Below are 10,635 nucleotides of genomic sequence, written 5' to 3'. Positions count from 1 at the left end.
CGCCCCTGTGGACGGGGGTCCGTCCACAGGGGCGCGCGTCGGCCGAAGGCCGGTGGGGCGTGTCGCTCAGTCCACGGCGAGCGCCGCGACGGGCGACGTCCGGGCCGCGGTGCGGCCGGGGACGACGGAGGCGACGAGCCCCGCGACGAGCGCGACCACGAGCACGAGCGCGATGTCGCGCCACGGCACGGCGAGCGACACGTCACCCATGACGCTCAGCGCCGTGGCCGCTCCGGCCCACCCGTAGAGGACGCCCAGCACGATCCCGAGGACCGCCCCGACGCCCGCGATGAGCATGCCCTCGATCGCGAGCATCCAGCGCAGCTGGGAGCGGCTGAGGCCGATCGCCCGGAGCGTCGCGGACTCGCGCCGCCGCTCGATGACCGAGAGCGAGAGCGTGTTCGCCACGCCGATGAGCGCGATGACGACCGCGACCGCGAGCAGCCCGACGATGACCCCGAGGATCGTGTCGATGACGCTCTGCATCGCCGCGCGCTCGACGGCGATCCCGGCGACCTCCACGGGCGTGTCCGACTCCACGACGGCGTCCTGGATCGCAGGGACCACCTGCGCGGCGGCGCCGGTGTCGTCGAGGCCGACCCACAGCCGGGACATGAGGCTCGTCGGGTCGACGGCACGCGCGTCGTCGACGGTGAGCAGCCCGCCGGAGCCGATCCCCCCGGTGCGGACCGTCAGGTCGAGCGTCTCGCCCGTCGGGCCCGTGAGCTCGGCGGTCTCGCCGTCCGCGAGGCCGTAGTTCTCCGCCTCGCCCTCCGAGAGGAGAAGCGTCCCGGGCCCGAAGGCCGCGAGGTCGTCCGGCGTCCGCACCACGGAGCGCGCGGCGTCGGGGTCGGCGCCGTGGAACGACGTCTCGGTGCCGTCCGGCATGGTCACCGTCGCGGCGTACAGCTCGACGACGCGGGACACGCCCTCGGTGCCGGACACGGCGCGCACGACGTCGGACGGCACGGGCTCACCGGTCGACCCGTACGCGTCCGTCGCGACCATGACGTCGACGGGGTACTGGTCGTCGAGCGCGGCGTCGAGCGAGGTGCGCGCGCTCGCGGCGCCGGTCGACATCATCGCGACGAGCGTGACGCCGATGAGCAGCGCGGTGCTCGTCGCGGTGGTGCGGCGCGGGTTGCGCAGCGTGTTCGCGGTGGCGAGGCGCGCCGTCGACCCGGTGCCCGCGAGCAGCCGGCCGACGAACGACACGACGGCGGGCAACCAGTAGACCGCTCCGACGAGGACGCCCACGAACGACAGCGCGCCGCCGGCGACCCCGGCGAGGAGCCCGATCTCGGGCTTGTCGGTGAGCCCGAGCCAGATCCCGCCCGCGAGGACGGCGACGCCGCCCAGCGTGAGCAGGGACGCGATGACGAGCCGCACGCGGCCGCCGCCGCGCAGGATGCTCGGCGCGTCGGCCGGGCGCAGCGCCTCGAGCGGGGCGACGCGGGTCGCGGCGCGAGCGGGGGCGAGCGACGCGACGACCGTCACGAGCGTGCCGACCACGAGCGGCACGAGCACCACCACGGGCGTGACCGTGATGGTCGCGGGGACCGGGACGCCCAGGTCGGCGCCGCGCGCCACGAGGAGCGCGATCTGCGTGAGCAGGCCGCCCAGGACGATGCCGGCGAGCGACGACACGACGCCGAGGATCGTCGCCTCGGTGAGGACGGACCGGGCGAGCTGCGACTTGTTCGCGCCGACCGCCCGCAGGAGCGCGAGGGTGCGCGTGCGCTGCGCGACGAGGACCTGGAACGTGTTCGCGATGACGAGCGCGGCGACGAGCAGCGCGACGGCGGCGAACGAGAGGATGACGTACGTGAAGACGTCCTGGTCGCCGGTCATCTTGCGCGCCTGCTCCTGCGCGTGCTCGTCCGGCGTGACGGCCTTCGCCCCGTCCGGCGAGGCGGCGACGAGCTCGGCGCGCGCCGTCTCGAGGTCCGTGGCGGGCGCGAGGGCCACCATCGCCGACGAGTAGGTGCGGGCCGGGTCGTCGGGCGTGGCCTGTGCGGCCTCCCAGGCGGCGACGTCCTCGGCCGGGACGACGACGGCGCCGCCCATCTGGGCGTACGCGCCGTACGGGTCGTCGGTCGTCCCGACGACGGTCAGCTCGTCGCGGACCTCCGTGTAGTCGCCGCCGTCGGGCGCGGTCTCGTCCCACACGTTGCGCGAGCTCGTGACGGTGTCGCCGATCCCGACGCCGAGGCGCTCGGCCACGGCGGTGGGCAGCGAGACCTGGCCCGACGCGGTGGGCATCGAGCCCTCGACGACCTCGAGCGCCTCGAAGCGCGGGTCGGACGGCGCCGGGACGCCGAGCTGGAACACGCGCTTCGCACCGTGCGAGAGGTCGAGGTAGGTGAACGCCGTGGCGTCGACGGCCTCGACGCCGGGCACGGAGCGCAGGGCCTCGACGTCGGGCGCCGTGAGGTCGTCCGGGACGGACACGACGAGGTCGGCGTCCGCGTACTGCGCGGCGATCGAGTCGTTCGTGGTCTGGGTGATGACGTTGCCCGCGATGAGCGTCGCCGTGACGAAGGCCGTCCCGATGACGATCGCGACGCCGGCCGCGACGAGGCGGCCGATGCTGCGGCGCATCTGCGCCAGGGTGAGCCGGAACATCAGGCGCGCACCGCCTGCGGGGCGGGGCCGTCGGTGCCGGCGTCGAGCGTGCGGAGCGCGTCGAGCCCTGCGAGCACCGACTCCGGCGTCGGGTCCGTGATGTCGCCCGCGATGCGCCCGTCGGCGATGAGCACGACGCGGTCCGCGTAGGCCGCGGCCGTCGGGTCGTGCGTGACCATGATGATCGTGCGGCCGAGCTCGCGCACCGAGCGGCGCAGGAAGCTCAGCACCTCCGCGCCCGAGCGCGAGTCGAGGTTGCCCGTCGGCTCGTCGGCGAACACGACCTCCGGGCCGGCGATGAGGGCGCGCGCGATGGCGACGCGCTGCTGCTGCCCGCCGGACAGCTCGCTCGGACGGTGGCTCAGGCGCGCCTCGAGGCCGAGCGTGCGCACGAGCGTCTCGAACCACGCACGGTCCACCTTGCCGCCCGCGAGCTCCACGGGGAGCGTGATGTTCTGCTCCGCCGTGAACATCGGCAGGAGGTTGAACGACTGGAACACGAAGCCCACGCGGTCGCGGCGCAGCTGCGTGAGCGCGCTGTCGTTGAGCCCAGTGACCTCGGTGTCCCCGATGAAGGCGTGCCCGCTCGTCGCGGTGTCGAGGCCCGCGAGCAGGTGCATGAGCGTCGACTTGCCCGAGCCCGACGGCCCCATGATGGCCGTGAAGTGCCCGCGCTCGAAGTCCACGTCGACGCCGTCGAGCGCGTGCACCGCCGCCTCGCCCGTGCCGTAGGTCTTGCGCAGCGTGCGGGCCCGCACCGCGGGCGGGCCGGCGGGGGCCGGGTCGGTGGGTCGGTACACGGTCGTGTCCACGTCGTCTCCTGGTTCGTCGTGCCGCACGCGGACCGGTGGTCACGGGCGTGCGTCGGGATCGTGGACGACGCTACGGAGAGGGCCCGGCCCGCCGCGTCCGGCGACGGTCGGGTCATGGCCGCGGGCCGGGTCATCCTCTGGTCGTAGGAGTGCCCCGCCCAGGGTGGACACGACGACGCCCCACCGGTCGGGGACCGGTGGGGCGCGGGCGGAGCGGGTCAGGCGCCGGGGCGCACGAGCCCCGTCTCGTAGGCCGTCACGACGGCCTGCACGCGGTCGCGTGCGCCGAGCTTGGCGAGGATGCGCCCGACGTGCGTCTTGACCGTCGCCTCGGCGACGAACAGGTCGCTCGCGATCTCGGTGTTGGAGCGGCCGCGCGCCATGAGCACGAGCACCTCGCGCTCGCGCTCGGTGAGGCCCTCGACGGCCGCGTGCGCGGGCGAGTCCTGGACCTGCTCGGCGGGCAGCGCCGTCACGAGGTGCTCGAGCAGGCGCCGCGTGGACGACGGCGCGATGACCGCGTCACCGCGGTGCACCGTGCGGATCGCGGCCAGCATCTCCTCGGGCGGCGCGTCCTTGAGCAGGAAGCCGCTCGCGCCCGAGCGGATGGCCTCCAGCACGTACTCGTCGAGGTCGAACGTCGTGAGGACGATGACCTTGGGGGCGTGCGCGCCGTCGGCCGCCGCGGCCGTGAGGCGGGCCGTCGTCTGGAGCCCGTCGAGGTGCGGCATGCGCACGTCCATGAGCACGACGTCGACCGGGTGGTCCGCGAGCAGGCGCAGCGCCTGGAGCCCGTCGCCCGCCTCGACGGCGACCGTGAGGTCGGGCTGGGAGTCGATCACCATGCGGAAGCCCGCGCGCACGAGCTGCTGGTCGTCGACGAGCGCGATGCGCACGGGGGCGTGCGGCTCGGCGGCGTACGCGTCGCCGGGCACGGGGAGGGCGTCGGTCATGGTGTCCTGTCGGTCGGTCCGGTCGGAGGGCTCGCGCGCGGGTCAGGGGGGCGGCGGGGGCGGGGCGAACAGGCCCGGCGCCGGTCCGGTGGCCGTCCTGCCCGGTCCCATCCTGCCCGACGGTCCCGACCTGCCCGGCAGCGCGGGCCCCGACGGCACGGGGCCAGACGGCGCGGGGCCCGGCGGCACAGGTCCCGACGGCGCAGGTCCCGACGGCACGGGGCCGGGCGGCACGGGCGCGCGACCGGGGACCGGCGGCACGGGCAGGCGCAGGTGCACGCGGAACCCGCCGCCCGCGCGCGGCCCCACCTGGACGGACCCGCCGAAGAGCGCGGCCCGCTCGCGCATCCCGAGCACGCCGTAGCCGCCGGAGCGGGCGTCCTGCCGGGCCTCCGCCGCGCTGGAGGCGCCCCGGCCGTCGTCCTCGACCTCGAGGTCGAGGGTCGTGGCGCCCCAGCGCACGACGACCGTGACCTCCGGGTCCGGTCCCGCGTGCTTGAGGACGTTGGTGAGCGCCTCCTGGCAGACGCGGTAGACCGTGAGCCCGGCCCCGGGCGGCAGGGTGCGCGCCTCGCCCACGCGCACGAACGACACGCGCATCCCGCTGTCGCGCACCTGGGCGACGAGGCTCTCGAGGTCGGCGGCGTCGGGCTGCGGCGCGCGCTCGAGGGCGGCCGGCGGGGGGTTCCCCGGGAGCTGCTGCGTGGCCGCACCGGGTCCGGACGGCGAGCCCGGGCCGAGGACGCCGCCGCGCCCCGCGGGCAGCGCCAGGGTGCCCCCGGGCCCGACGGCGGCCCCCGGCGCGGGCGGGCGCGGCGGCTCGGACCGCAGCACGCCGAGCAGACGACGCATGTCGGCCAGGGCGGTGCGGCCCGTCTCCGAGACGGTCGCGAGCGCGCGGGCCGCGGCGTCGGGGTCGTGGGCGGCGGCGTACCGGCCGCCGTCGGCCTGGGCGATGATGACGGACAGCGAGTGGGCCACGATGTCGTGCATCTCGCGGGCGATGCGCGCCCGCTCGGCGGCGGTCGCGATCTGGGCCTGCTGGTCGCGCTCGACCTCGAGGCGCTCGGCGCGGTCGACGAGCGCGGCGATCGTCTCGCGCCGGGACCGCCGCACGAGGCCGAACGCCCAGACGGCGAGGAACGTCATGCCGCCGAACGCGGACGTGAGGAACACCATGAGCGCGAGGTCTTGGAGCCGGCCCGACAGCAGCCCGAGCGCGACGCCCAGGACGACCGCCCCGACGAGCGAGGCGACGATCGCGGTGCGGTGCGCCCAGCGCGGCCCGTAGACCGTGACCGAGTAGAGCGCGACGAGCACGGCGAAGTCGGCGGGGAAGATGAGGAGGTAGCCCGCGAGCAGGTGCACGAGCGCGACCGAGTACACCGTGACCGCCGACGCGAGCGGGTGCGAGCGTCGCCAGGGGAGCGGGGCGAGGAGCAGCACGGCCCAGAACGCGGCCCAGCCGCCGCTCGTGCCGACGCCGCTCGCGCCGGACGCGGAGAACGCCGCCGACGCGGGCACGAACACCACCGCGAGGACGAGCGTGACGGTGAGGTCCACACCGAAGCGGTGCTCGTCGGACCACTGCCCGAGGCGCTCGTACCAACCCATGCGTCCAGCCTAGGCAGGGGGCGCTCCCGTGGCGTCCGACCAGGGTCGCAGAGTTCATCGGGCACGATGGGACCGAAGTCGTACTGATGCCCTAGCATGAGCGAATGACCCACGTACTGCTAGCGGAGGACGACCCGGCGATTGCCGAACCTTTGGCGCGCGCACTGACACGTGAGGGTTACAACGTCGTCGTCCAAGGAACTGGTCAAGGGGCGATCGACTCGGCCAGCGGTGCGGACATCGTGGTGCTCGATCTGGGCCTTCCGGACATGGACGGTCTCGACGTCGCACGCGAGATCCGTCACAAGGGCCTGACCACGCCCGTGCTCGTGCTCACCGCGCGCGCCGACGAGGTCGACCTCGTCGTGGGGCTCGACGCGGGCGCCGACGACTACGTCACCAAGCCGTTCCGCCTCGCGGAGCTCCTCGCCCGGGTCCGGGCGCTCCTGCGGCGCTCGCACGGCGAGCAGGTCGACGAGGAGGAGCTCGCGGCGCAGGACGTCCGCATCGACGTCTCCGCGCACCGGGCGTTCCAGGGCGAGCGCGAGCTCCACCTGACCACCAAGGAGTTCGAGCTGCTGCGCGTGCTCGTCGCGAGCGCGGGCTCGGTCGTCGTCCGCGACGCCCTGATGCGCGACGTGTGGGGCTCGGAGCCCGTCGGCTCGACGAAGACGCTCGACATGCACGTGTCGTGGCTGCGTCGCAAGCTCGGTGACGACGCCAACGCGCCGCGCTACATCTCGACCGTCCGGGGCCTCGGCTTCCGCTTCGAGACCGGCGAGAGCTGACCGTCCCCTGACGGGACGAGGGACACGGGGAGCGAGGAGCAGCGTGCGGCGTCGGATGCTGCAGGCGACGGTGGCGGCCGTGGCCGTCGCCGTGATCCTCCTCGGGTTCCCCCTCGCCTTCTACGGCGCCCGGTTCGTACTCCAGGGCGAGGTCGACGACGTCTCCTCGCGCGTGGAGCGCCTCTCCCGGTCCATCGACGCGCGCCTCGCGGCGGGCGACGAGATCCCCGACTACGTCATCGAGGACGCGGTCCAGCCGCGCGCGAGCGACCCGCCGGCGCACGTCTACGTCGCGCTGCCCGACGGCACGGTGCTCACGGCGGGCGACGAGGTCACCGGCCGCGAGATCGAGCAGCCCCTGCACTCCGACTCGGGCGCGCTCGTGACCCTCACCGTCTCCTACTGGGACGCCTATCTCCAGGCCGCGCAGGTCGTGCTGCTCGTCGTGGCCGCGGCGATCGTCGCGTTCGCCGCGGGCATCGGGATGGCGGTGTGGCAGGCGAACCGCATCGCCGCGCCGCTCGTGTACCTCGCGGCGTCGGCGGAGCAGCTCGGCTCGGGGCAGGTGCGCCCACGGCTCGAACCCTCGGGCGTCGAGGAGATCGACCTCGTCGCGGCCGAGCTCGCGCGCAGCTCCGACCGGCTCGCGGGCCGGCTCGCCGCGGAGCGTCAGTTCGCGGCCGACGCGTCGCACCAGCTCCGCACGCCCCTCACGGCCCTGAGCATGCGGCTCGAGGAGATCTCCCTCGCGTCCGACGACCCGGCCGTCCAGGAGGAGGCGCGGATCTCCCTCGAGCAGGTCGAGCGGCTGGTCGGGGTCGTCGACGACCTCCTCGCGTCGTCACGGCGCGCGCAGGGCGGGACGACGGAGGCGGTGAGCCTGCTCGACGTCGTGCACCAGCAGGAGGAGGAGTGGGTGCCGACGTTCGCCAAGGCGGGACGCCGGCTCGTCGTCGACGTGCCGCCCGAGTACCAGGTGCTCGCGACGCCCGGCGCGCTCGCTCAGGTGTTGGCCACGCTCATCGAGAACTCGCTCAAGCACGGCGGCGGCACGACGACGGTCCGCGCGCGCCCGTCCGGCACGAGCGGCGCCATCGTCACCGAGGTGTCCGACGAGGGCGCGGGCGTCCCCGACGACCTCGCGCCGCGCATCTTCGAGCGTGAGGTCACCTCGGGCGCGGGGACCGGTCTCGGCCTCGCGCTCGCCCGGGACCTCGCCGCGTCCGACGGCGGCCGCCTGGAGCTGGCGCAGCGTCGGCCCGCGGTCTTCGCGCTCTTCCTCGCGGGGGTGCCGCGGCGCCTCGACCCGCGCGTCGTGCTGCCGACGGGGACGGCCGTCGCGGCCGGTGGCCGACGCCGGCGCCGACGCGGCTGACACCTCCGGGACGCGTGCGGCTCAGTCGGTCCGCACGTCCGCAGGAGGGCGAGGCGCGCCGTCCGCGGCCTTCGCCGGGGTCGCGGCGTCGGCGCGGTCTCCCGTGAAGACGAGGTGGCGGTACGCGACGTAGCGGAACGCCGTGCCCAGGGCGAGCCCCACGACGTTCGCCGAGACGTTCTTGGCGAGCGGCGACGTCAGCCCGAGCGCGTACGTCGAGATCGCGAGGCACCCCACGGCGATGAGCATGCCGCCCACGTTGACGACGACGAACGCCGCGAGCTCGCGCCCGCGCGACTGCGTGCGCCGGTCCGAGAACGTCCAGTACCGGTTGCCGACCCACGCCACGAGCGTCGCGACGGCGACGGAGACGATCTTCGCGGTGAGCGGCTTGTGGCCGAGCAGCTCGCCCGGGCCGAAGCTCAGCAGGTTGAACAGGCCCAGGTCGACGACGTACGCGAGCGCGCCGACCGACCCGAACTTCGCGAGCTCGCGGACCCGCGCCAGCACGCGCTCGCGGCGCGACCCGGACGTCGCGGACGTCTCCGCTCGCCGGTCCAGGTCGTTCACCACCCCTCGAGGCTACCGGCCGGTCCTGGGCCCCGCCCGGGTGCCGTCCGCCGTCCGTCCGACGGGCGGTCGAAGGAGGGCCGTCCCGCGGCCAGGCACTAGGGTGGGTGCACGTGGCAGCCCCAGTGATCGCCGTGGTCGGCGGAGGACAGCTCGCACGCATGATGGCCCCCGCGGCCGGAGAGCTCGGCGTGCACCTGCGTGTGCTCGTGGAGGCCGCGGACTCGTCCGCGGCCCAGGTCGTCGTGGACGCGCCCGTCGGCGTCGCGTCCGACGAGGCCGCGGTGCGCTCCCTCATCGCCCCCGCGGGCGCCGCCCCGGCGGACGTCCTGACGTTCGAGCACGAGCACGTCCCGAACGCGCTGCTCACCGACCTCCTCGAGCACGGCACGCCCGTGCGCCCGGGCCCGGACGCGCTCGTCCACGCCCAGGACAAGATCGTCATGCGCCGCCGGCTCACCGAGCTCGGCGTGCCGTGCCCGCGCTGGGCCGCGCTCCCCACGGACCCGACGGCGGCGCGGGCCGCGCTCACCGACTTCCTCGCCGAGGTCGGGGGCGAGGCCGTGGTGAAGACGGCGCGCGGCGGGTACGACGGCAAGGGCGTCCGCGTGGTCTCGGCCGCGGAGGGCGGCCCCGAGCAGGTGGCGGAGTGGATCGAGTCGGCCGCGACGGACGGCCCCGAGCTCCTCGTCGAGGAGAAGGTCCCGTTCACGCGCGAGCTCGCCGTGCTCGTCGCCCGGCGCCCGAGCGGCGGCGCGGACGGGCGGGGCGAGGTGCGTACCTGGCCCGTCGTGGAGTCGATCCAGCGCGACGGCGTGTGCGCCGAGGTGATCGCGCCCGCGCCCGGCCTCACCGACGCCGAGGCGGAGCGCGCACGCGACGCCGCCGTGCGGATCGCCGAGGGGCTCGGCGTCACGGGGGTGCTCGCGGTCGAGATGTTCGAAGTCCCGGGGGAGGAGGGCCCGCGCGTGCTGGTCAACGAGCTCGCGATGCGCCCCCACAACTCCGGCCACTGGACGATCGACGGCGCGGTGACGAGCCAGTTCGAGCAGCACCTGCGCGCCGTGCTCGACCTCCCGCTCGGCGACACCGCGGCGACCGCGCGCTGGACCGTGATGGCGAACGTCCTCGGCTCGACCCTCGACGAGCTCACCGACGCGCTGCCCGACGTCCTCGCCGCGTTCCCCGACGCCCGGGTCAACCTCTACGGCAAGGGCGTGCGTCCCGGGCGCAAGCTCGGCCACGTCAACGTGAGCGGCGACGACCTGGACGACGTCCGGCGTCGGGCCCTGGCCGCCGCCGCGACCCTGCGGGGCGAGCGCCCCGCGACCGACCCGAACGAGGAGCGCGCATGAGCCAGAACCCTGTCGTCGGCATCGTCATGGGGTCGGACTCCGACTGGCCCGTCATGGAGGCCGCCGCCGACGCGCTGGCCGAGTTCGACGTGCCCGTCGAGGTCGACGTCGTCTCCGCCCACCGGATGCCCGTCGAGATGATCGACTACGGCCGCACCGCCGCGGAGCGCGGCCTGCGCGTGATCGTCGCGGGCGCCGGGGGAGCGGCCCACCTGCCGGGCATGCTCGCCGCCGTCACGCCCCTGCCCGTCATCGGCGTCCCCGTGCCGCTGCGCCACCTCGACGGCATGGACTCGCTGCTGTCGATCGTGCAGATGCCCGCGGGCGTCCCCGTCGCGACGGTGTCGGTCGGCGGCGCGCGCAACGCGGGCCTGCTCGCCGCGCGCATCCTCGCCGCGGGCACCGACGACGACGCCGCGCGGCTGCGCGAGCGCATGGTCGCCTTCCAGGCGGACCTGGGGGAGCAGGCGCGTGCCAAGGGTGGCCGGCTGCGCGCGTCGCGCGCCGGCGAGCAGCGCACCGGCTTCGGCGCCTGAGCCGAGG

General features: G+C 75.3%; 9 protein-coding genes. 4 read left to right on the top strand and 5 right to left on the bottom strand.

What is annotated here, in order from left to right; translation table 11 throughout:
* Nucleotides 1-66 precede the first annotated feature (66 nt).
* The 4 genes from ACI769_RS11470 to ACI769_RS11455 all read right to left on the bottom strand — a co-directional run bounded on the left by ACI769_RS11470 (nt 67) and on the right by ACI769_RS11455 (nt 6,004).
* Nucleotides 67-2,625: an ABC transporter permease gene (locus ACI769_RS11470; protein WP_409141606.1), complete on the bottom strand. Its 2,559-nt coding sequence runs from the start codon at nt 2,623-2,625 to the stop codon at nt 67-69.
* Entirely contained in the window at nt 2,625-3,437 is an 813-nt protein-coding gene (locus ACI769_RS11465) for an ABC transporter ATP-binding protein (protein WP_085387504.1), read from the bottom strand. The genes ACI769_RS11470 and ACI769_RS11465 overlap by 1 nt, the downstream gene beginning before the upstream one ends.
* A gap of 218 nt (nt 3,438-3,655) precedes the next feature.
* Nucleotides 3,656-4,390, bottom strand: coding sequence for a response regulator transcription factor (locus tag ACI769_RS11460; protein ID WP_051028602.1), 735 nt, complete (start codon nt 4,388-4,390; stop codon nt 3,656-3,658).
* Nucleotides 4,391-4,432: 42 nt separating this feature from the next.
* Nucleotides 4,433-6,004, bottom strand: a complete 1,572-nt coding sequence (locus ACI769_RS11455) for a sensor histidine kinase (protein ID WP_144722727.1) — start codon at nt 6,002-6,004, stop codon at nt 4,433-4,435.
* 104 nt (nt 6,005-6,108) lie between these two features.
* On the opposite strand from ACI769_RS11455, the gene ACI769_RS11450 reads away from it, so the two are divergent.
* Entirely contained in the window at nt 6,109-6,792 is a 684-nt protein-coding gene (locus ACI769_RS11450; RefSeq protein ID WP_031316534.1) for a response regulator transcription factor, read from the top strand.
* Nucleotides 6,793-6,835: 43 nt separating this feature from the next.
* Complete coding sequence (locus ACI769_RS11445; RefSeq protein WP_086150836.1) at nt 6,836-8,167, top strand: ATP-binding protein; 1,332 nt, start codon at nt 6,836-6,838, stop codon at nt 8,165-8,167.
* A gap of 21 nt (nt 8,168-8,188) precedes the next feature.
* Here the strand turns inward: ACI769_RS11445 and ACI769_RS11440 are convergent, their stop codons facing one another.
* Entirely contained in the window at nt 8,189-8,740 is a 552-nt protein-coding gene (locus tag ACI769_RS11440) for a GtrA family protein (RefSeq protein ID WP_085387507.1), read from the bottom strand.
* A gap of 110 nt (nt 8,741-8,850) precedes the next feature.
* On the opposite strand from ACI769_RS11440, the gene ACI769_RS11435 reads away from it, so the two are divergent.
* Together ACI769_RS11435 and purE are read left to right on the top strand one after the other, a co-directional pair.
* On the top strand, nt 8,851-10,092 hold the full coding sequence (locus tag ACI769_RS11435; RefSeq protein WP_085387508.1) for a 5-(carboxyamino)imidazole ribonucleotide synthase: 1,242 nt from the start codon (nt 8,851-8,853) through the stop codon (nt 10,090-10,092).
* On the top strand, nt 10,089-10,628 hold the full coding sequence (gene purE, locus ACI769_RS11430; protein ID WP_085387509.1) for a 5-(carboxyamino)imidazole ribonucleotide mutase: 540 nt from the start codon (nt 10,089-10,091) through the stop codon (nt 10,626-10,628). The genes ACI769_RS11435 and purE overlap by 4 nt, the downstream gene beginning before the upstream one ends.
* The last annotated feature ends 7 nt before the right edge of the window (nt 10,629-10,635 follow it).

Source organism: Cellulosimicrobium sp. RS (genome assembly GCF_046159675.1).
Taxonomy (GTDB): Bacteria; Actinomycetota; Actinomycetes; order Actinomycetales; family Cellulomonadaceae; genus Cellulosimicrobium; species Cellulosimicrobium funkei.
Note: the sequence above shows the minus strand (reverse complement) of the source record. Positions and strands in the feature narration are given on the sequence as shown.